The sequence below is a fragment of the Streptococcus sp. 29892 genome (assembly GCF_032594935.1).
GTDB classification, from domain to species: Bacteria; Bacillota; Bacilli; order Lactobacillales; family Streptococcaceae; genus Streptococcus; species Streptococcus hyiners.
In genome coordinates this window covers 1,714,600-1,734,917 of the sequence record NZ_CP118734.1, presented here as the reverse complement: position 1 = coordinate 1,734,917, position 20,318 = coordinate 1,714,600, and the positions used below count along the sequence as shown (strand labels likewise).

General features: G+C 44.8%; 20 protein-coding genes and 1 pseudogene. 18 read left to right on the top strand and 3 right to left on the bottom strand.

What is annotated here, in order from left to right; translation table 11 throughout:
* Nucleotides 1–18 precede the first annotated feature (18 nt).
* A complete protein-coding gene (locus tag PW220_RS08680; RefSeq protein WP_248055444.1) occupies nucleotides 19–690 on the top strand; it encodes an amino acid ABC transporter permease in 672 nt (223 codons plus the stop codon).
* A 40-nt stretch (nucleotides 691–730) separates the two neighbouring features.
* On the opposite strand, the gene PW220_RS08675 is transcribed toward PW220_RS08680, so the two are convergent.
* Complete coding sequence (locus PW220_RS08675) at nucleotides 731–2,599, bottom strand: heavy metal translocating P-type ATPase (RefSeq protein WP_248055438.1); 1,869 nt, start codon at nucleotides 2,597–2,599, stop codon at nucleotides 731–733.
* A gap of 143 nt (nucleotides 2,600–2,742) precedes the next feature.
* Nucleotides 2,743–3,201, bottom strand: a complete 459-nt coding sequence (locus PW220_RS08670) for a Fur family transcriptional regulator (RefSeq protein ID WP_105117353.1) — start codon at nucleotides 3,199–3,201, stop codon at nucleotides 2,743–2,745.
* Nucleotides 3,202–3,373: 172 nt separating this feature from the next.
* Between PW220_RS08670 and truA the strand changes: the two genes are divergently transcribed.
* The 9 genes and pseudogenes from truA to PW220_RS08625 all read left to right on the top strand — a co-directional run.
* Nucleotides 3,374–4,123, top strand: coding sequence for a tRNA pseudouridine(38-40) synthase TruA (gene truA / locus PW220_RS08665; RefSeq protein WP_024397808.1), 750 nt, complete (start codon nucleotides 3,374–3,376; stop codon nucleotides 4,121–4,123).
* Nucleotides 4,113–4,874, top strand: a complete 762-nt coding sequence (locus tag PW220_RS08660) for a bifunctional hydroxymethylpyrimidine kinase/phosphomethylpyrimidine kinase (RefSeq protein ID WP_248055436.1) — start codon at nucleotides 4,113–4,115, stop codon at nucleotides 4,872–4,874. The genes truA and PW220_RS08660 overlap by 11 nt, the downstream gene beginning before the upstream one ends.
* Complete coding sequence (locus PW220_RS08655) at nucleotides 4,864–5,343, top strand: ECF transporter S component (RefSeq protein WP_248033773.1); 480 nt, start codon at nucleotides 4,864–4,866, stop codon at nucleotides 5,341–5,343. Before PW220_RS08660 ends, PW220_RS08655 begins: the two co-directional genes overlap by 11 nt.
* Nucleotides 5,330–5,893, top strand: coding sequence for a TIGR01440 family protein (locus PW220_RS08650; protein ID WP_248050242.1), 564 nt, complete (start codon nucleotides 5,330–5,332; stop codon nucleotides 5,891–5,893). The genes PW220_RS08655 and PW220_RS08650 overlap by 14 nt, the downstream gene beginning before the upstream one ends.
* 369 nt (nucleotides 5,894–6,262) lie before the next feature.
* Nucleotides 6,263–7,027 carry a hypothetical protein gene (locus tag PW220_RS08645; protein WP_248055434.1) on the top strand — a complete coding sequence of 255 codons (765 nt, stop codon included), beginning with the start codon at nucleotides 6,263–6,265 and terminating at the stop codon, nucleotides 7,025–7,027.
* A gap of 121 nt (nucleotides 7,028–7,148) precedes the next feature.
* Nucleotides 7,149–7,580, top strand: coding sequence for an Rrf2 family transcriptional regulator (locus tag PW220_RS08640; RefSeq protein ID WP_248055431.1), 432 nt, complete (start codon nucleotides 7,149–7,151; stop codon nucleotides 7,578–7,580).
* A gap of 79 nt (nucleotides 7,581–7,659) precedes the next feature.
* A complete protein-coding gene (locus tag PW220_RS08635) occupies nucleotides 7,660–8,661 on the top strand; it encodes an NADP-dependent oxidoreductase (protein ID WP_248055429.1) in 1,002 nt (333 codons plus the stop codon).
* A 26-nt stretch (nucleotides 8,662–8,687) separates the two neighbouring features.
* Nucleotides 8,688–9,533, top strand: coding sequence for an alpha/beta fold hydrolase (locus PW220_RS08630; RefSeq protein WP_248055427.1), 846 nt, complete (start codon nucleotides 8,688–8,690; stop codon nucleotides 9,531–9,533).
* Nucleotides 9,526–9,639: pseudogene (locus tag PW220_RS08625) on the top strand (SDR family NAD(P)-dependent oxidoreductase); the annotation flags it as partial. The gene PW220_RS08630 and the pseudogene PW220_RS08625, both read left to right, overlap by 8 nt.
* Nucleotides 9,640–9,758: 119 nt before the next feature.
* Here the strand turns inward: PW220_RS08625 and PW220_RS08620 are convergent.
* A complete protein-coding gene (locus PW220_RS08620) occupies nucleotides 9,759–10,268 on the bottom strand; it encodes a TetR/AcrR family transcriptional regulator (RefSeq protein WP_248055425.1) in 510 nt (169 codons plus the stop codon).
* 140 nt (nucleotides 10,269–10,408) lie between these two features.
* Between PW220_RS08620 and PW220_RS08615 the strand changes: the two genes are divergently transcribed.
* The 8 genes from PW220_RS08615 (at nucleotide 10,409) to PW220_RS08580 (ending at nucleotide 20,173) form a co-directional block, all read left to right on the top strand.
* Nucleotides 10,409–11,527: a pectinacetylesterase family protein gene (locus PW220_RS08615; RefSeq protein ID WP_248055424.1), complete on the top strand. Its 1,119-nt coding sequence runs from the start codon at nucleotides 10,409–10,411 to the stop codon at nucleotides 11,525–11,527.
* 8 nt (nucleotides 11,528–11,535) lie between these two features.
* Complete coding sequence (locus PW220_RS08610) at nucleotides 11,536–12,555, top strand: alpha/beta hydrolase (RefSeq protein WP_248055422.1); 1,020 nt, start codon at nucleotides 11,536–11,538, stop codon at nucleotides 12,553–12,555.
* Entirely contained in the window at nucleotides 12,552–12,698 is a 147-nt protein-coding gene (locus PW220_RS08605) for a hypothetical protein (protein WP_153309389.1), read from the top strand. The genes PW220_RS08610 and PW220_RS08605 overlap by 4 nt, the downstream gene beginning before the upstream one ends.
* A gap of 1 nt (nucleotide 12,699) precedes the next feature.
* Nucleotides 12,700–13,587 (top strand): alpha/beta hydrolase, encoded by an 888-nt coding sequence (locus tag PW220_RS08600; protein WP_248055418.1) that lies wholly within the window; start codon nucleotides 12,700–12,702, stop codon nucleotides 13,585–13,587.
* A gap of 11 nt (nucleotides 13,588–13,598) precedes the next feature.
* Nucleotides 13,599–14,198: a DUF1349 domain-containing protein gene (locus PW220_RS08595; RefSeq protein ID WP_248055416.1), complete on the top strand. Its 600-nt coding sequence runs from the start codon at nucleotides 13,599–13,601 to the stop codon at nucleotides 14,196–14,198.
* Between the two features lie 114 nt (nucleotides 14,199–14,312).
* Nucleotides 14,313–15,596, top strand: a complete 1,284-nt coding sequence (tig, locus tag PW220_RS08590) for a trigger factor (protein ID WP_105125495.1) — start codon at nucleotides 14,313–14,315, stop codon at nucleotides 15,594–15,596.
* Between the two features lie 147 nt (nucleotides 15,597–15,743).
* Complete coding sequence (locus PW220_RS08585) at nucleotides 15,744–16,664, top strand: metal ABC transporter solute-binding protein, Zn/Mn family (protein ID WP_248055414.1); 921 nt, start codon at nucleotides 15,744–15,746, stop codon at nucleotides 16,662–16,664.
* Between the two features lie 20 nt (nucleotides 16,665–16,684).
* Nucleotides 16,685–20,173, top strand: a complete 3,489-nt coding sequence (locus tag PW220_RS08580; RefSeq protein ID WP_316716278.1) for a pneumococcal-type histidine triad protein — start codon at nucleotides 16,685–16,687, stop codon at nucleotides 20,171–20,173.
* The last annotated feature ends 145 nt before the right edge of the window (nucleotides 20,174–20,318 follow it).

Genomic DNA, 20,318 nt, shown 5'->3' with positions numbered 1-20,318 from the left:
TAGGAAAGAGGAGAAGATATGGAAATCAACTGGCAGGCAGTTTTTAATGCAGAGATTGCGAAGGAAGCCGTTCCGCAGATTTTGGAAGGCTTACCTTACACTCTTTCTCTGTCTTTAATTGGCTTTGCCTTGGGGACCTTTTGCGGTTTCTTTGTAGCTCTGATGCGTATGTCTAAGATTGGTCCCTTACGTTGGCTGGCCATGACTCACATTTCTCTCATGAGGGGTATTCCTCTCATGGTTCTCCTCTTTTTCATCTATTTTGGCTTGCCTTTCATGGGGCTACAGCTTGATGCTATTTCGGCTTCCATCATTGCTTTTACATCCATGTCCAGTGCCTATATTTCTGAAATTATTCGTGCATCTCTTTCAGCCATTGATAAGGGACAGTGGGAGGCGGCGCGTTCCTTGGGCTTGCGGACCAATGTGATTTATCGAAAAATCATCATTCCCCAAGCCTTCCGAATTGCCCTACCGCCTCTTAGCAATGTGCTTTTGGACATGGTTAAAAGTACATCTCTGACAGCTATGATTACAGTGCCAGAGATTTTCAATAAGGCCAAAATAGTCGGTGGAGCCAAGTCCGACTACATGACAGTTTATATCTGTGTAGCCCTCATTTATTGGGTGATCTGTACACTATATGCTGTCGGTCAAGTACACTTGGAAAAACGATTGGCGACTTATTAAAAAATTCCTCGGTTCTTTTGAATCGAGGAATTTTATTTAATTATTTAAAGTACAAGAGTCTCAACCCATTCAAAATCACCAAAATGGTAGATCCTTCGTGTCCGACTACCCCGAGTGGCAGATTGATAGACTGGAAGAGATTGGAAATGATAAGAAGGGCAATGACAGACAGGGCAAAGACGATATTTTGCTTAATGATGCCCCGCATTTTCTTAGACAGGCGGATAGAGTAAGGAATTCTCGTCAGGTCCTCCATGAGCACGATGTCGGCCGACTCCATAGCGATGTCCGTACCGCTTCCCATGGCATAGCTGACATTGGCTTGAGCAAGGGCAGGAGCATCGTTGATACCGTCCCCCACCATACCGACAGACGCAAACTCGGTTTGCAGTTCTTGGATAACAGCAGCCTTATCCGTCGGCAGACAGTTGGCAATGACCCGATCAATGCCGACCTGACTCGCTACGTAACGAGCCGTCTTTTCTTGGTCACCTGTCAAGAGAATGGGTGTCACTCCCATCTCTTTCAGCTGAGAGATAAGGAGTTTACTCTCTGGCTTCAAACTATCTTCCACCATAAAAATCGCCACAAGGACATCATTTTGGCTGACATAGACCAGGGTTTTCCCAGTACTTTCTGCCTCATCGATTTGTGCCCTCAAGTCCGCAGACAGCGGACTCACTAAACTATTTACCACAAAATCCGCCTTACCGATTTTCCAGCTGTCGCCTTGATAGCGGGCTACCAAGCCTTTACCGGTCACGTCTTCTAGGCTTTGGAGGGCAATAGCAGAGCTGTCAGCCGTATAGGTCATGAGAGCCTGTGCAATCGGGTGGCTAGATTGTTTTTCAACTGCTTGAACGACTTCCTTGATTAGCTTTTCATCGCCAAGATAGGTTGCCCCTATAACCTCAGGTTTACCAATGGTTAGGGTACCCGTCTTGTCAAAGACGATTGCTTCTAGATTGGCGATATTATCCGCAATGTCACCGCCCTTGATAATCATGCCCTTGCGTGCCGCACGGCTGATGGCAGAAAGTGTTGCCGGTGAAGAAGAAGCTACGAGGGCACAAGGAGAAGCGATGGTCAAGAGAATCATGCCACGGTAGAAGGCGGTCAACCAGTCCCAACCTAAAGCAAAATGAGCAAAGAGAATGAAGAGCGGTACCACCACCAAGACAACTTTGACATAGGTATCTTCCATGTTTTCAATGAAAGTAGCAGTTTTTGATTTGGATTCTTGGGCATTTTCGACCATCTGGACGATTTTATCGAAGAGGGCATCTCCTTTCTCAGCCGTAACTTGTACGGTCACAGTTGGCCCTTGGTTAATGGTTCCGCCGATAACAGCCGAACCTGCTATTTTTTCCGCAGGCAGAGGCTCGCCTGTAATCATAGATTCGTCAAAGATGGATTGCTGGCTGATGAGGGTGGCATCCAGTGGCACCGTGTCCCCCTTCCGAACTTGCAGGAGGTCACCGACGCGAATGATTGCCGTGTCCAAAACGGTGATGTCGCCATTTTCTTCAATTTTACGAGCAGTTGGAGGTGTCATGTTCATCAGAGCTGCAATCGCATTCTTGCTTTTTTCCATGGCCAATTCTTCCAGCGTAGAAGAAAGGGAGAAAATGAAGATGAGCAGGGCTCCTTCCATCCAGTAGCCGATGAGGCCAGATCCGATAGCCGCCAAAATCATGAGCAGGTCAACAGACAGGTGTTTGTCAACGAACAATTCTGTCAGTCCTTCCTTGGCTGACTGGTAGCCTCCGATGACAAAGGCTGAAATGAAGAGGAAGGGTGCCCATCCTTGCCCGGTCTGTAGCAGGATTATCCCTACCAGGATAAATACTAGGCAGACAGAAGTCGTGATAATGTGACTATTTTGTTTAAATTGTTGTGTTAGAGTCATAAATCATTCCTCGAAATATCTTTTTATATTTTAATTATAACAATTATAAATAAAATGTCAAGTTTAATTGTAATAATTCTAAATAAGAGTTTTCAGACAATTCCAAGGAAAGAAAAAAGAGCGAAATATTTCGCTCTGCTATTTTATGACTTATTAGATTGGCAATCAGGACAGATACCATAGATAGCTAGGACCTCTTTTGTGACCTTGTAACCTGTCTGGTCTTGGGCTTCTTTTTTCAGACTAGGTAGTTCGATATCCATAAAATCTGTAATTTTTCCACACACTTCACAAATGATATTGAGGTGATCATGACCCATAAAGTCATAATAGGTCGTATTATCATTGGTTCGTTTGATTTCTGTTACAAATCCTTCTTCCAACAGAAGTTTCAGGTTGTTGTAAACAGTTGCTAGGCTCATTCCTGGATAGTCTGGTAGAAGATCTTGGTAAATCATCTCAGCACTCGGGTGGTCATCGCTTTCTATGATGTAGGCTACAACAGCCTTACGAGTCGAAGTGATACGCACTCCTTTTTCCTTAAGGTGCTGGATGACGTGGTCGAAATCCGCTTGATGGTCACTACTATGATGGTGGGTCATGCTTCCCTCCTTTCTACGATGTAATAATAACAATTCTAAATTTCAATTCCTATTTTCATTATAGTGTATTTTCTTAGCTCTGTCAATCTAATAGGAGGTTGAACATCTGCACTAGGACAGTTGTTGTTTTATAGGCTTGTTTTTCTAAGTTTGCTTGTGCTACAATCAGAACATGACACGATATAAGGCAATTATTTCCTACGACGGCCATGACTTTTCTGGTTTTCAGCGCCAGCCCCATGCCCGTACCGTTCAGGAAGAAATCGAAAAAACACTAGTAAGACTAAACAGTGGCCAGCCGGTGACAGTGCATGGTGCAGGTCGGACAGACGCAGGAGTGCACGCTTATGGTCAGGTGATTCACTTTGACTTGGCTGGCAGTCGAGATGCTGAGAAGCTCCGCTTTGCCCTGGATACTCAAACACCTGAGGATATTGATGTGGTCAGTGTGGAGCAGGTAGCGGATGATTTTCATTGCCGCTATGCCAAGCACAGCAAGACCTATGAGTTTTTGGTGGATATTGGGAGGCCTAAGAATCCCATGATGCGGCACTATGCGACCTTTTATCCTTATGATTTGGATTTGAGCTTGATAGAAGAAGCCATTCAGGACTTGGTGGGGACCCATGATTTTACAGGCTTTACGGCTTCAGGGACCTCGGTTGAGGACAAGGTGCGGACCATCACGGCGGCGACTATGGAATACGACCAGCGGCGGCAGTTTCTGATTTTTACCTTTTCAGGCAACGGTTTTTTATACAAGCAGGTGCGGAATATGGTCGGGACCTTACTGAAAATTGGCAATGGTCGCATGCCTGTTGGGCAGATCAAGCGGATTTTGGCAGAAAAGGATCGTGGTTTGGCGGGTCCGACTGCGGCAGGCAACGGCCTCTATCTAAAGGAGATTATCTATGAAGACTAAGTATATTTTAGCGCTTTCGGGCAATGATATTTTCAGTGGTGGTGGGCTCCATGCAGACCTGACCACCTACACGGTTCATGGCCTGCATGGCTTTGTGGCGGTGACCTGCTTGACAGCTCTGACCGACAAGGGTTTTGAGGTCATTCCGACAGATGCAGCGGTATTTGCCCAGCAGCTGGCTAGTTTGAAGGATGTGCCCTTTTCTGCGATTAAGATCGGCTTGCTTCCGACGGTGGACATAGCAGAGCAGGCTTTGGAGTTTATCAAGGCTCACCAGGATATTCCTGTGGTACTGGATCCGGTCTTGGTCTGCAAGGAAACGCACGATACCGAGGTCAGCCAGTTGCGAGATGAACTCTTGAAGTTTCTTCCCTATGTCAGCATTATCACGCCAAATCTGGCAGAAGCTCAGCTATTGCTCCAAAAAGACATCCAAACGGTGGAGGAGATGAAGCAGGCGGCAGTGGCCTTGTATGACTTGGGAGCCAAGTCAGTGGTCATCAAGGGCGGCAATCGTCTGGGTAGCTCAGAGGCGGTCGATGTTTACTATGACGGACAGGAAGTGGTGGTGCTGGAGTCGCCTATGCTGTCAGAAAACAATGTAGGGGCAGGCTGTACCTTTGCGTCCAGCATTGCCAGTCAGCTTTTGCTGGGTCAAGATCCTTTAGAGGCAGTCAGACTATCCAAGGACTTTGTCCATGCGGCTATTTCAAATTCAGATCAATATGGGGTAATTCAATATGAGAAATAAAAAAACACAAGAATTAGTATTATTAGCTATCTTAACAGCCTTGACCCTGGTCTTGGCCCATGTTCATATGCCGACCCTATCCGGCTTTGTCACACTTTTGGATGTGGGAGTTTACTTTACAGCCTTTTACTTGGGCAAGAAAGAAGGAGCTATTGTCGGTGGTTTGGCAGGGCTCTTGATAGATTTCTTGCTGGGCTATCCCCAGTGGGCCTTCTTTAGCTTGGTCTTCCACGGGGCTCAGGGTTATTTTGCGGGTTGGACAGGCAAGAAACGGATTCTCGGTTTAGTCTTGGCGACGCTCTCTATGGTTGGGGGTTACTACCTGGCATCTCGGATTTATTTTAACGACCTCAAAGCCATTGAAAGTGTTTTTGGCAATAGCATGCAAAACTTTGTCGGGATGGGTTTAGGGTTTGCAGTGGCTAAATTAGTTGAGAAAAGCGGTGCTATTAACTATGTCACTCGATAAAATCAAAGTTCAAACCCAGCAAGTTATCGAAGAGGTCCTAGAACTCAGCAATCTTCAAAAGGGGCAGATATTTGTTCTAGGTTTGTCTTCTAGTGAGGTCATCGGTGGGCATATTGGAAAAAATTCCAGTCTGGAAGTTGGTGAGGTGGTTGTTGAAACCATCTTGGAAATCCTGGAGCCAAAAGGTATCTATCTAGCTGTCCAAGGCTGTGAACATCTCAATCGTGCCTTGGTGGTGGAGCGTGAATTGGCTATTCAGAAAGACCTGGAAATTGTCAATGTCTTACCCACCCTGCATGCAGGTGGTTCTGGACAGTTGGCGGCCTTCAAGTATATGAAGGACCCGGTGGAAGTCGAGTTTATCACTGCTCAGGCTGGTGTAGACATCGGCGACACAGCTATTGGCATGCACATCAAGCACGTCCAAGTTCCGATCAGACCTAGCCTGCGTGAGATTGGTCAGGCTCATGTCACCGCCCTTGCCAGTCGCCCAAAACTAATCGGTGGCGCTCGTGCGGCTTATCAGGAAGATACCATACGGAAGAATTAGGAGGCTGGGAAAAATTCCTGGCCTCCTTAGTTTTTTTCAATAGTTAAACTTGATGCAGTGGTTGAGTGGCTTTAACAGTCCAGTGGACTGTTAAAGGTTGGAGATAAGATTTGCACAGCAAATCTCAGCAATTCGTGTTTTACACTCCAAATCTGGCCTTTACGGCTGACGCGAACAAAATTCGCTCTATTCCCAACCTCCAAAGGTTCCCCAAACCTTTGGAGCTGTGCGGGGGTGGGACGATAAAATCGAACCCTGCGGGTTACCGATTTTTCTCCCACTCCCTTTTTTGAGCCAAATCCTTGCCAAGAGGTCTGGCTTATGCTAAACTTGTTCCTGTAAATGATACAAGAACAAAAAGGGGAAAACATGACAAAAGGATACCAACAACGATTCTCACTGTCCATTTTATTATGGATGCGTCAGGATAAAGTACGCCAAGCAGGAATGGACTACTGGAGTGGCGGTCATGCACAGATTATCGCGGCTTCACCGGGTCTATTAGAATACCGCCAGCAACATTTGAGTGATACAGAACATAGTTTTTGGCCGAAAGCGACAGGCTTGGAAACGGCTATTCCTGAAGACCGTCGGATTGATGGCATTGCGGAAGTAACCTATCAAAAGTTATTGGCACCAATAGGCGGTCGCCGTCAGACTGCTCTTGCCTTTGAAGATGAGGTCAATGTTTTCCGTCGGACCTTGATGCACATGGGCTTCCCATATTCATCACGTTGGTACCATACTAGTACTCAGGCCCAAACCCAACTGCGTGATGTCCTTTATTTCCGTCGCAAAGATGGTGTGAAGAGCGGTAGCTTCAAAAAATTTGTTCAAGATGGACTAGCCAGTCAACTGGCGACAATCTCTGGGGTAACGGAAGTACGGACACAGGTCTATCTTCCTTGGAATAAAGCGACTTGGAATACCCCAAATGTTGCCCATGACAATCCTAAAGAAGACCATCTTCATGCCTCCATCATCCTAGGTTTTGCGGATCAGGCGGCAAGAGAGACCTTCTATGCCAACCTAGCTCCGCAGTTGAATGCAGAAGTGGTGCAATACGCCTCCGCAGTCCACGTCTATCATATAGAAAAAACCTTGCCTTTCGTCCTAAATGGCAAACGCATGTAAGACAAGCAACTTCTTGGTCGCATGCTTTATTTTTAAAAAAATCAAGCAAAAGACTTGCCAAGAGGTCTGGCTTATGATAAACTTGTTCTTGTAAATGATACAAGAACAGAAAGGAAACCAGATGGATACAAAGTTTTCAGTAGCCCTTCATATTCTGACCATGATCAGTGAGAGTAAGGAAATACTTAGCTCGCAAGCCTTGGCTGAGAGCGTTGGCACCAATGCCAGCTACATCCGCAAGGTGATTGCACTTTTGAAAAATGCAGGCTTAATCACTTCGCACCAAGGACGATCAGGCTACCAATTGAGCAAGTCCCCTAAGGAAATTAGCTTATTGGAAATCTACCTTGCGACGCAAGAAGTGGAGCATATTCGCCTATTTCAGATACACCAGAATGCCAATCTTACTTGTCCAGTTGGGCAGCATATAGAAGGCGCAATGGTTCCCATCTTTTCCAGTGTTGAACAAGAACTGGAACATCAACTCAGTCGTCAATCCTTAGATAATGTGATTGATAATCTCTATCAATCCGCACAAGTAACCCGAATCTGACCTCGGTCAGATTTTATAAAGTCAAACATAGACCTGTAAGTGATACAGGAACAAATTAAAGAATAGAAAAGAGAAGAGCATGAAAGCAGCACAACACACATCTTATAACAAAAACAATATCACCCTTAACCTTACAGAAATTGCTAAACCACAAATTAAGCCTAACCAAGTCCTTGTCAAAGTGACCGCAGCAGGCGTTAATCCATTGGACAACATGATCTCACGCGGAGATGTGAAATTGATTGTTCCTTACAAATTACCACAAACGGCTGGAAATGAAGTAGTTGGTTTGGTTGAAGAAGTCGGTGCAACTGTAACCAACTTTGCAGCAGGTGACCGTGTCTTCGGTCGTCTTCCGCTTGATAGTATCGGTGCTTTCGCTGAGTATGTAGCGGTTGACGCTCAAGCTCTTGCTAAGGTTCCTGCCTACTTGACAGATGAAGAAGCGGCTGCTGTTCCTTTGACAGCCTTGACCATCATGCAGGCCCTTGATCTCATGGGTGCTGAGGCAGGCAAGACTATCTTCATCTCAGGTGGAACTGGTGGTGTCGGAGGGATGGCCATTCCGATTGCCAAAGCCAAGGGCTTGACCGTCATTACTAATGGTGATGGGGCAAGTGCAGAGCGAGTGTTGTCACTGGGTGCAGACCAGTTTCTCGATTACAAGACAGAAGATTACACCAAAACACTTAGCGATGTTGACTACGTCTTGGATACACTTGGTGGTGCAGAAACGGAAAAACAAATGTCCATCATGAAAAAAGGTGGACAGCTGGTTTCCCTTCGTGCCATGCCAAATGGTGAATTTGCTAAACGCATGAATTTGCCAAAATGGAAACAAATCTTGTTTGGCCTAGCTGGTCGTTCATTTGACAAAATGGCTAAAAAATACGGTGTTCACTACCATTTCATTTTCGTAGAGAGCAATGGTCGCCAACTGCAAGAAGTAGCAGACATTTTCAGCAAGCTCGAAATTAAACCGTCTATCGATACTGTTTATCCATTTGAAGAAGTCAACGCAGCACTTGATAAGGTTGCCAACGGTCGTTCACGCGGAAAAACAGTCCTCAGTTTCAACTAAAACAATAGAATATACAAGGAAAAATCATGTCATATATTACAACCAAAAACCAATACATCACTGTTTCAAACAATAAAATCGCCTATCGTGAGCTCAGCAAGGGCAAGTCGGACCTTCCTTTGGTCATGCTGGTTCACCTAGCAGCGACCTTGGACAACTGGGATCCAAAATTGCTGGATTTGCTGGCTGAACAGCACCATGTGATTGTCCTAGACCTTCCTGGCGTAGGAGCTAGTCAGGGCAAGGTGGCTCCGACTATTCCAGGAATGGCTGAGCAGGCTGTTTCCATTATCAAGGCTTTGGGTCATGAGAAAATCAATTTGCTGGGTCTGTCTATGGGTGGTTTTATTGCTCAAGAAATCGTTCGTCTGGATAGTCAGCTGGTCAAACGTTTGATTTTAGCAGGTACAGGTCCCCGTGGTGGTTTTGAAGTTGATAAGGTGACTGGAAAAACCTTCCGTTATATGCTGAAGGCTGGTTTAGAGCGTGTGGATCCAAAACGCTACATTTTCTACAATCATGATGAAGCAGGTCGTTTGGAGGCAGAAAAAGTCTTGGGTCGTATGGGGCAAAGAAGTGCTGCTCATGCAGACAAGGACATGAATGTTCCAGGATTTTTGACCCAGCTGAAAGCTATCAAACGCTGGGGAAGAGAGCCGCAAGATGATATGACCTTTATTACCCAACCAACTCTGATCGTCAACGGGGATAAGGATATGCAGGTTCCAACAGAAAATTCTTATACCATGCATGAGAAAATCAAAAATAGCCAACTGATCATCTATCCAAATGCAGGTCACGGCTCTATCTTCCAAAATGCAGAGGATTTTTCGAAAGCCTTACTAGCCTTTTTGGAGGAAAGCAATGCCTAAAACCATTTTAATCACAGGATCGACGGATGGAATCGGCAAACACCTAGCCATGAAACTAGCTAGTGAAGGTTATGAAGTAATCTTGCACGGGCGAAATAGCGAAAAGGACTTAAATTGTCATCTTTTCACAATGACCACTATATATACAAAAAGACTTAGAGTGACTGAACATCAGTTGCCTAAGTCTTTTTGCTTGGTCTGGTCCAGACAGTTGATAAGCTTGCCCTATTGCTCTCCCATCAACCGCATGATGTCATCGGGGCTTTCCTTACAGCCTCTAGCAACCCAGGTTTTAAGCACTCGGAAAAATCCCCCTACGATAAATTGCAGGTGAAAATCATCAGTCATGTCCCCCAGCCTTTCTTTGAAATAGCTATCCAAGACCTCCTCGAGCAAGTAGTCCAAATGGTTGGCAGTCAATAAGCGGATCTTATTCTGTTGCTCATACCAAAAGTCAAAAAATTGCCGTAAAGCCAGTAAGAGATGAACATCTGACCAATCCGACAAGTCAATCTGCCGCTCGGTCAACCAGGCTTGCAACTCCAAGTTGAAGGACCGTTTGAGTACCTCTTCTTTATTAGAAAAGTTTCGGTAAAAGGTAACCCGACCGATGCCAGCTCGCTCCACCAACTCTGACACACTAATCTTGTCAAAGGTTTTGTCTTCCAGTAATTCCCACAGAGCCTCCACGACACTCTCCACAAATAACGACTCTTTCCGCTTCACTCTTTCCATGCGAAACACTTCCTTTCATTTGTTTCCTTTTGGGTAAATAGCAGAGCTGGGACTAGTTTTCCCACTGTCCATCTGCTATACTGATAAAAACGAAACACCTGTTTCTGAAAATATACCATAAAGGACAGAAAAAAGAAAGTATGAAAAAAGTTTGGAAAATAGTAGCGGCTGTAACAGTGGTACTAGCCTTGCTTGGTTTTATTGCCTACAAAAAGATATTTGGCTGGTCAGCTCCTGAGCTTGTTGATCAGACCCCACAAGTGAATGAATGGTACCGCCTCAGTCCCGAAGGGGTTGTAGATTCTCAGGGTAATCAGGCACATGGCCTGCTTCGTATCGGTAAAGAGAAGAATAAGGTGATGGTCTATTTCTTCGGTGGTGGTGTGAGTATCAATGAAGAGACTGCTAGTGGTGGCACACGCTATTTTGCGACCACAACTGGCCATCAAGATTATGTCGCAACTTGGGGAATTGGAAGTCCGCAGGAAGACAATCCATTTAAGGACTGGACTATGATTGTGCTTCCGTATGGGACAGGAGATTTTCATGCAGGGACCCAAAACTTTTCTTATATCGATGATAACGGAAAAGAGCAAGTAGTCCATCACCAAGGTTATTCCAATCTGATGAGTATTTTAGCAGCAGCCAAGGCTCACATAGGTAATCCAGATACGCTTCTGGTAACTGGATTTTCAGCAGGTGGATTTGCAACATCATTGCTTGCGGACGAAGTAATTTCACAATTTCCAACAGCGAAAAATGTCACCGTTGCAGTGGACAGTTCCTTTTTGAGACATGATAATTGGAAAAGCATAGCGGAAAATGTCTGGAAAACACCGACTTCTATTAGTGACCGCCTGCATTCAGACAATATTGTTTTGGATAGCTTAGTAGCCCTCCATGAGAAACGCGGGGATAGCGTTAAGATTTTATTTGACATTTCCTATCGAGATGGGATTCTTCAGCAATATCAAGCCTATATTGACCAAGGGAAACTAGCAGATGCAACAGAAGAGAGCAGTGAGCACTTTCAAAAAGAACTTAAAAAAATGATTCAAGAACTGCAATCCAAGATTGATGGCGTGGGTATTTTTATCTGGAATTATGGGCAAGATGAAAAAACTACCGCTACTCAGCACACAACCATTAACTTTTCAACATTTTTCATACCAATGGCTCAAGAAAAGAGTGTAGCAGAATGGCTGGATGATGCGGTTAACGGAGAGGTAAAGAGTTACGGGTTAGAACTATTAGATTAGGAGAACTCATGAAAAAATTTAAAAAAATTATCTTATGGCCCCTTGGGATTGTAGCTAGTCTCGGTATCATTGCCTATGTGTCCGTTACCAATCATCCGCAGTTGATGGTCGGTGTCATTCAATCGTTTATGTACAAGGAGAGTTCACCGAACTCTTACAGTCCTCTTTACGATCCCATTGATGGTCTGAAAGAGAATGGTCAGTATCTGAAAAGTGAGATTGCCTATAGCAAGGACTACCCTAACAGCTTTTTAGATATTATCTATCCAGACCAAAATTTTGAAGCTGACCGTCCAACCCTCTTCTATTTCCACGGTGGTGGATTCTTTGGAGGGAGTAAAAATATGGGGGACCCTCTGGCTGCCAGCCAAGCCACCTATCTCATTGACGATATTGTGTCAAAAGGATATAATGTGGTCAATGTTGACTATGCTCTTGTACCAGACCACCATTTCCCAACACCTGTGATTCAGATGAATCAGGCCCTTGCCTACATAAAGGAACACGCTGAAGAATACCATTTGAACATGGACAATGTTGTCTTGATGGGTTCATCCGCAGGTGCCATCATGGTAGCACAATACGGTAGCCTCTTAGCCAACAATGATTACGCTCAGCTATTGAACATTGAACCAAGTATTGCAAAAGAACATGTCAAGGCTCTGGTCATCGATGATGCTCCCTTAGATTATGCCAAGTTTAGCTTAAGCACGAAGCTCTTGGTTGGAAATTATGTTTCAGAAACCATCTATCTAAGTGAGGAAGAAATCAATGCCTATAACCCTATTTCCCATGTGAACAAGGACTACCCAGCTAGTTTCCTGTTGGGAAGCGAGTATCGGACAGATATGGTGTCGCTCAATAAGGCCTTGAAGCAAGCGGGAGTTGAGAATGAATTGGTCGATCCTTTAGCAGAAGAAGGGCTTGAAAAGCCTCATGGTTTTGTGGCGAATTTACGAAATGACCCGGTATCTGCTAAAGCATTTGAGCGGATGATGACATTTTTGGAAGAGAGAACATCAGAATGAAAACAACAAGTTTACACGATTTGCCACCCAAGTGGCGTAATGTGATTATTGGCTTACGAATTGCGGCAGTGCTCTTACCCTTGTTATTGGTGCTTTATTTTTGGCTGACCCTGGGGGCCTTGATTCAGGTAATGGTGGGATAAGATGAAGTTTAAAGAATTACCTAAGAAATGGAAAATCCAGTTGATCCTCTTGTCCCTCTGGACAGTGCTTAGTCTACTTTTGCTGGTCGGTTTTACTGTTTTCTTGCAGTCTTACCGTGCAAACAATCAAGCCCACCGAGCAGTCTTGGTAAAGCCTGACAGTCAGCTGATAGGAGAGCGATTGGTGATTGACCGACCTGGAAAAGAGTCTGTTCGTGTCAATCTCTACCGTCCAAGTGAGGCAAGCCAAACTCCGCTTCCCTTGGTAGTTAATGTCCACGGTGGTGGTTTTGTCGGAGGAGATGCAGATGTCTTGGATACGCAAAGTCAGCGACTGGCGGATCAATGGCAGGCGGTCATTGTAACGGTCAATTATACCAAGGCAGACCTGCAACCCATTTCCTACGGAGCAGAGGAAATCAAGGACACGGTCTTGTATTTCGCCAAGGAAAAGGCTGCTTATGGAGTGGATCCGACTCAATTTTCCATTATCGGCTACTCCGCAGGTGCCAACTATGCCGCTCTTGCTAGTGAATTATTGGTCAAGGATCGGTTTGACTTGGCGGGCTTGATCATGGCTTATCCCTGGACGACGGGGCTTTCTGTGGCAAATCAAGGGGAAGATTTCCCGCCAACGCTTTTTGTCTTGGCAGGTCAGGACCCTATTTCCCAAAAGGCCAAGCCTTTTATAGAAGATATGAAAGAAGCAGGTTGCACGGTGGATGTCATTGACTATCCAGAAGCCGTCCACAGCTTCATCGAGTCCAACAATCCCGAAGGTTTGACAGGGGCAACTGTTGATATGTCCCAAGTGGTCAATGCAGAGCAGGAAAACTTGGCGAGACAGGCAGAAGCAATAATCGGTGACTGGTTGGCCAGTCACAAATGAAAGGAAATCAAATGAACACAAAAGATTTTTACTGGGTACGAGAACCAGAAAACTACCAGATCTCAGATAAGGAAATCAGAATTACAACCCAAGCTCATACGGACTTGTGGCAGAAAACCTATTATCATTTTGTTAATGACAATGCTCCCCTGCTCTTGATGGATACGGAGGAAGAGTATTTCTCCTTTACGGTTAAGACAGATTTTTCCAAAAGTCATACCCGCTTTGACCAGTGTGGTGTTGTGGTCTATCAGGATTCGGAAAACTGGATTAAGGGCTCGATTGAGTATGAAAATGAGGAGTTTCAGCACTTGGGCAGCGTTGTGACCAATCAGGGCTTTTCAGACTGGGCAACCCAGGAAATTCCTGCTTCTGTCAAGTCAATTTACTACCGTTTGAGCCGACGGGGCAGTGATTTTTGCATTGAAAACTCCAAAGACGGTATCCATTTTGAGCAAATGCGGATTTGCCATTTGCACCAAGGCGGCAGGAAAATTCGTTTTGGTATCTATGCCTGTTCACCAGAAGACTCTTCTTTTGAAGCGATCTTTTCAGAAATGACCTTGACAGACTGCAAATGGCTAGCCCACGACGGTCAACAACCAGATTAGAAGATTGGGCAGAAGCTCTGCCATTTCCCAAAAGTCCGTTATAAAATCGTTGAAATCCCTGTCAATTGTGTTATAATGAAGAGTATGCAATAAAATTTTAAGGAGAATGACAGAATGTCTGTATCATTTGAAGCAAAAGAAACAAACCGCGGCGTATTGACCTTCACAATTGGTCAAGATGCCATCAAACCAGAATTGGATCGCGTTTTCAACAAAGTTAAGAAAGATATCAATCTTCCAGGTTTCCGTAAAGGTCACTTGCCACGTGCCGTATTTAACCAAAAATTTGGTGAAGAAGCACTTTATCAAGATGTTGTAAATGCATTGTTACCAGCAGCTTATGAAGCAGCGGTTGCAGAAGCTGGTCTTGAAGTGGTTGCACAACCAAAAATCGACGTTGTGTCTATGGAAAAAGGTCAAGACTGGACAATCACTGCTGAAGTTGTGACAAAACCTGAAGTAAAATTGGGTGACTACAAAAACTTGGCAGTTTCAGTAGAAGCTACTAAAGAAGTAACAGATGAAGAAGTTGATGCAAAAATCGAGCGTGAGCGCAACAACTTGGCTGAATTGGTTATCAAAGAAGGTCCAGCAGCTGAAGGCGACACAGTTGTTATCGACTTTGTAGGTTCAATCGACGGCGTTGAATTTGACGGCGGTAAAGGTGAGAACTTCTCACTTGGACTTGGTTCAGGTCAATTCATCCCAGGTTTTGAAGCACAATTGGTAGGTCACGCAGCTGGTGAGGAAGTAAACGTTGAAGTGACTTTCCCAGAAGACTACCAAGCAGCAGACCTTGCTGGTAAACCAGCCCTCTTCGTAACAAAAATCCACGAAGTAAAAGCAAAAGAAGTTCCAGCCTTGGATGACGAATTGGCAAAAGACATCGACGAAGAAGTAGAAACACTTGATGAGTTGAAAGCTAAATACCGCAAAGAATTGGAAGCAGCAAAAGAAGTTGCCTTTGACGATGCAGTTGAATCAGCAGCTCTTGAATTGGCTGTAGAAAACGCTGAGATCGTTGAATTGCCAGAAGAAATGATCCACGAAGAAGTTCACCGTGCAATCAATGAATTCTTGGGTGGTATGCAACAACAAGGTATCTCACCAGACATGTACTTCCAAATCACTGGTACAACTCGTGATGACCTTCATAAACAATACGAAGCTGATGCTGAAAAACGTACTAAGACTAACTTGGTTGTTGAAGCAGTAGCTAAAGCAGAAGGTTTCGAAGCAACTGACGCTGAAATCGAGAAAGAAATCGAAGACTTGGCAGCTACTTACCGTATGGAAGTGGCACAAGTTCGTAGCTTGCTTTCACCAGAAATGCTTAAACACGACATCGCTGTGAAGAAAGCTGTAGAAGTGATTACAAGCACTGCAACTGTAAAATAATATAGTGAAAATTGGAAACTCGACTTAGTCGGGTTTTCTTTTTGTTTTTTGATAAATTAGTATATATTTTTTAAAAATACTTGACTGGTTAATTATTTTGTGATATAAACTTAACTGGTTAATGTTTTTTTGTGAAAAGGAGGAAATATGCTAAAGAAAATACTTAGAGCCTGTCTTTCTGTTCTAGCTGGTTTGTGCTTGATGGCTTGCTCGGTTCAGAAAGAGGCTAGTCAGGTTCAGTCAGGAATGCGGATTGTGACATCATTTTACCCTATTTATTCATTGGTTAAGGAAGTATCGGGAGATAAGAATGATGTTCGGATGATTGGTTCGCGTTCGGGAATTCATTCATACGAACCATCAGCGGCAGACATACGAGCCATTTATGATGCAGATGTCTTTATTTATCACTCACGGATTTTGGAGTCCTGGGCAGGGCGCTTGGATCCGAATTTACAGGGTTCGTCTGTCCAAGTCTTAGAAGCATCTACAAGCCTGCCTTTGTTAAAAGTTCCTGGTCTAGAAGATATGGAAGTTGGTCAGGGGATTGATGAGGCTAGTTTGTATGATCCCCACACCTGGCTGGATCCGGTCTTGGTCGGACAGGAAGCCCTTGAAATTGGGGAACTTTTGGCAGAGAGTGATCCTGAAAATGCGGATTATTATCGGAAAAATGCTAAGGCTTTGGATGAGAATGCCAAAAAGTTGGCGGACAAATATATTCCAATTTTTTCAAGAGCCAGTTCAAAAACCTTCGTGACCCAACACACTGCCTTTTCCTATACTGCCCAGAGGTTTGGATTGAAGCAGTTGGGGATAGCAGGGGTGTCTGAGGAAGAACCTAGCCCAAGACAGTTGGCAGAGATTAAAGAGTTTGTCGACACTTACAAGGTACAAACGATTTTTACCGAAAAGGGGACATCGGATAAATTGGCTAAGGCTCTGGCAACTTCGACAGGTGTGGACTTGAAGGTCTTGGATCCTCTAGAAGCAGACCCTGAAAATAACTTGACCTATTTAGAAAACTTAGAGCAGGTTTTAGAAACTCTTGCTCAAGAATTGAAATAATCATTGATAAAGGAGATAAAATGAAGAAGAAAGCTCTTGTTGGTTCGGTAGCGACCCTTGTTTTGGGGATGAGTTTGTGTAGCTACCAGTTGGGTCGTTATCAGGCGACAGAAGAACAAAAAAATCGAGTGTCCTATATTGAAGATAGTCACAAGGAACAGTCATTAGTTGCGGAGCAATTAACTCCGGAACAGGTTTCGGCAAAGGAAAATATTGATGCTGAGCAGATTGTTGTCAAAATCACAGACCAAGGCTATGTGACCTCTCACGGAGATCATTTCCATTATTACAATGGCAAGGTGCCTTTCGATGCCATCTTTAGTGAAGAATTGGTCATGAAGGATCCGAATTATGTCCTTCAAGATACTCACATTATCAATGAGGTTCAAGATGGCTATGTTATCAAGGTAGATGGGAAATATTACCTTTACTTGAAAGATGCCAAACAGCAGAAAAATGTTCGGAGCAAGGAGGAAGTGGAGCGACAGAAAGGGATTACATCGGCTGATAGCAAGCGGCAGGCGACGGGTTCTAGTCATTCAGACGGTCCTTACAAGACTGACGATGGTTATGTCTTTAATCCGACAGATGTCATCGAAGATACGGGGGATGGCTTTATTGTTCCTCATGGGGACCATTTCCATTTCATCCCGAAAAAAGATCTTTCAGCAACAGAGTTAAAAGCTGCTCAGGATTACTGGAATAAAAAGTCTGGGAACAGTCAGTCAACCACTGGAAATCATTATGGAAATCACACCCAGAAAGTTCGGCAGGAAACTCCAGTTTCAGTACAAGGTCAAGATTTGGCTAGCTTGTTGGCTCAACTGGATGCGACCCCCTTGTCTCAACGCCATGTTGAGGCGGATGGCTTGGTCTTTGATCCAAGAACCATTACTAAGAAAACGGCGGCAGGTGTGATTGTTCCTCATGGAGACCACCATCATTTTATCCCTTATAGCCAGATGTCAGCCTTGGAAGAAAAAATTTCCAGAATGATTGGTGTTGGTGGAGGAGTTGTTTCAGCTCCGAGACAAAATGTGCAGGTAGGAGGTGTAACCAATTCTACTCATTCCATGATTTTGATAGATTCTGTAGAACCGATTCAATCAAGTCATTCCACTGATATACCAATAGCCGGTCAGGGTAAGGATAGAGTCATTTCTTATATGGGACGTCCGATTGCTGTCTATGGTAAAGGATTGGATGGCAAGGCATATTTTACCAGTGATGGGTATATCTTTAGTAAGGATTCGATTACATCAGTGGATGAACACAGTTTAATTGCTAGTCACGGAGACCATTTCCACTATGTCGATTTAGGCGAATTGGAAGATTTTGAAATTAAACAAGTAGAAGAATGGGTTAAGGAGCAATCGGGAAAATCGATTGTGGCTAAGGACCATGGCCAAGTTGGAAAAAATGAAAGAAATGATAAGGTCGTTCAGCAACCGGCTATTCTATTAGCTCAGAATCAAGATTTAGCTAGTTTGTTGGCTCAACTGGATACAACACCTTTATCTCAACGCCATGTTGAAGCTGATGGTTTGGTCTTTGATCCAAGAACTATCAGTAAAAAAACAGCCACCGGTGTAATCGTGCCCCATGGAGATCATTTCCACTTTATTCCTTACAGTCAGATGTCTGCCTTGGAAGAAAAGATTGCCCGAATGATTGGCACAAGTGGTGCAAGCATCGGCCAGGCAAATGGTGGTAGCAGACACCAAGCTACTAGTCATCAGGTTCACTCTAATCCAACACCAAGTCCAACCTTGCCACCAAGTCCAACCAAGCCGATAGGGACTGCCAAACAACCAACTCGTATGTGGCAGGGGCGTCCGATCACTGTTTATGGTAAAGGATTGGATGGCAAAGCCTACTTCACTAGTGATGGTTATCAGTTCAGCAAGGCTTCGATTACCTCTGTTGATGAACATGGCTTGATTGCAAGCCACGGAGACCACTTCCATTATGTTGGCTTTGGTGAATTAGAAGCATTTGAATTGAAGGAAGTTGCAGCATGGTTGGCTGAAAAATCCCAGGCCAATGCTGGTAGTCATTCGACAGCAGCTCCATCAAAACCAGTAATTCCTCCAGCGACTGAGGGACAAGAGAGTTCTGAAAACCGCCCTGAATTTGATAGCCAGGCAGTTTTGCGCAAGGCCAGTCATCAAGGTCAGGTGGGCTATTGGATGGAAGTGGATGGCAAGGCTTATTTCTATGCCCGTCAGGAATTAGATTTGATGAAGATTTCATTTGCAGAATTGCGTCTGATGGAGAAGGATCCATCCTATCTATTTGATGTCAGCCCTGCTAAAGAGGGGGATCTGACACCAGCTCCGCTTGTGCCAATCCATAAGCTTCCAATGCGTGGTGGAAATGCCACCTATGATACCGGGGAAGTCTTTGTTATTCCGCATATTGACCACATCCATGTCCTGCCATATACCTGGTTGAACAAGGAACAGATTGCGACCATCAAGTACCTCATGCGTCATCCTGAAGTTCGTCCTGCAGCTTGGACCAGCAGCGGTCATAGTCATGATGAAGCCGCGGACCAGTTGGCACCGATTCTCAATGCGACAGCACCAGATAAGAGGGCTGGTTTGAAAAATTGGCAGATTGTCCATACAGCAGAAGAGGTGGGGGCAGCTCGTGCCCAAGGGCGATTTGCGACAGCTGATGGCTATATCTTTGCGGCTGAGGATGTATTGGATCCTAGAAGTTTTGTCTTCCGTGATGCATTTAGTCTGCCACGTGCAGATGATGATAGCCTGCGTTCAGTGAAAAAGAGCGAGCTCTCCAGTCAGGAATTGGCTGCGGTTCAAGCACTATTAGACAAGCGTGATAGAGATGAGTTGGCCAAACGTGTAACACCGCAAGAGCAACGGAAAGGATTGAAGAATTGGCAGATTGTCCACAGTTATGAGGAAATTGAAGCTGTCAAGGCGGCTGGTAAATTTACGACTAAGGATGGATACATTTTTGATCCACAAGATGTTGTCGATCCAAAAACAAAGGTTTCTCAAACGGCCTTCCGCATCCCAAGACCAGACGGTTCAGGTTTCTACCGGGTGGAAAAAGCTGCGCTCCATCCGCAAACGGAATTGGCACCAGCAGAAGCCTTGCTAGCGGCAACTCAACCAGCACCTGCCCAGCCTGCAAAACCTACAGAATCAACAACTCAGCCAAGCACTTCTTCGATTATTGCAACGCCTGCCCAACGCTTCACTCCTGAGGAAACAAGGGAGAAAAGTGGCACACCAACAAGCAATCAAGCGCAAGAATCCAAGAGTGAGTCGACTCCATCAAGTACATCACCATCGGATGCTGAGCCAGTTGCTAAACCGGCAAGCGAAGAGGCGGCAAGCGAACCGGCAGTAGCTGATGAACCAGTTCCAGTCCTGACAGATGTAGCTGGAAGCAAGCCAGAGAAGGCATTAGATTCCGTTTCAGAGACAGATGCAGCTGAAAGCAAGCCAGAGAAGGCGCTAGATTCTGTCTCAGAATAAAAAACATAGCTTTTGCCCTCCCCGAAATGGTTAGCAAGCACTGCCGACCATTTTGGAAGAAGTTGGGTAATCCCAGCAAGAAGGACTAGTTTGGCAGAGCCAACTGGACTTTTCTTTTCTGAAAAAGTGGACTAATCTTTGACTA

Bases quoted from the DNA above. Each gene is read 5' to 3' on its own strand.
- PW220_RS08670 (WP_105117353.1), bottom strand. From the start codon at position 3,201: ATGACCCACCATCATAGTAGTGACCATCAAGCGGATTTCGACCACGTC.
- PW220_RS08655 (WP_248033773.1), top strand. From the start codon at position 4,864: ATGAGAAATAAAAAAACACAAGAATTAGTATTATTAGCTATCTTAACA.
- PW220_RS08660 (WP_248055436.1), top strand. From the start codon at position 4,113: ATGAAGACTAAGTATATTTTAGCGCTTTCGGGCAATGATATTTTCAGT.
- PW220_RS08580 (WP_316716278.1), top strand. From the start codon at position 16,685: ATGAAGAAGAAAGCTCTTGTTGGTTCGGTAGCGACCCTTGTTTTGGGG.
- PW220_RS08595 (WP_248055416.1), top strand. From the start codon at position 13,599: ATGAACACAAAAGATTTTTACTGGGTACGAGAACCAGAAAACTACCAG.
- PW220_RS08605 (WP_153309389.1), top strand. From the start codon at position 12,552: ATGAAAACAACAAGTTTACACGATTTGCCACCCAAGTGGCGTAATGTG.
- PW220_RS08680 (WP_248055444.1), top strand. From the start codon at position 19: ATGGAAATCAACTGGCAGGCAGTTTTTAATGCAGAGATTGCGAAGGAA.
- PW220_RS08615 (WP_248055424.1), top strand. From the start codon at position 10,409: ATGAAAAAAGTTTGGAAAATAGTAGCGGCTGTAACAGTGGTACTAGCC.
- PW220_RS08675 (WP_248055438.1), bottom strand. From the start codon at position 2,599: ATGACTCTAACACAACAATTTAAACAAAATAGTCACATTATCACGACT.
- PW220_RS08585 (WP_248055414.1), top strand. From the start codon at position 15,744: ATGCTAAAGAAAATACTTAGAGCCTGTCTTTCTGTTCTAGCTGGTTTG.
- PW220_RS08640 (WP_248055431.1), top strand. From the start codon at position 7,149: ATGGATACAAAGTTTTCAGTAGCCCTTCATATTCTGACCATGATCAGT.
- PW220_RS08620 (WP_248055425.1), bottom strand. From the start codon at position 10,268: ATGGAAAGAGTGAAGCGGAAAGAGTCGTTATTTGTGGAGAGTGTCGTG.
- tig (WP_105125495.1), top strand. From the start codon at position 14,313: ATGTCTGTATCATTTGAAGCAAAAGAAACAAACCGCGGCGTATTGACC.
- PW220_RS08635 (WP_248055429.1), top strand. From the start codon at position 7,660: ATGAAAGCAGCACAACACACATCTTATAACAAAAACAATATCACCCTT.
- truA (WP_024397808.1), top strand. From the start codon at position 3,374: ATGACACGATATAAGGCAATTATTTCCTACGACGGCCATGACTTTTCT.
- PW220_RS08650 (WP_248050242.1), top strand. From the start codon at position 5,330: ATGTCACTCGATAAAATCAAAGTTCAAACCCAGCAAGTTATCGAAGAG.
- PW220_RS08645 (WP_248055434.1), top strand. From the start codon at position 6,263: ATGACAAAAGGATACCAACAACGATTCTCACTGTCCATTTTATTATGG.
- PW220_RS08610 (WP_248055422.1), top strand. From the start codon at position 11,536: ATGAAAAAATTTAAAAAAATTATCTTATGGCCCCTTGGGATTGTAGCT.
- PW220_RS08600 (WP_248055418.1), top strand. From the start codon at position 12,700: ATGAAGTTTAAAGAATTACCTAAGAAATGGAAAATCCAGTTGATCCTC.
- PW220_RS08630 (WP_248055427.1), top strand. From the start codon at position 8,688: ATGTCATATATTACAACCAAAAACCAATACATCACTGTTTCAAACAAT.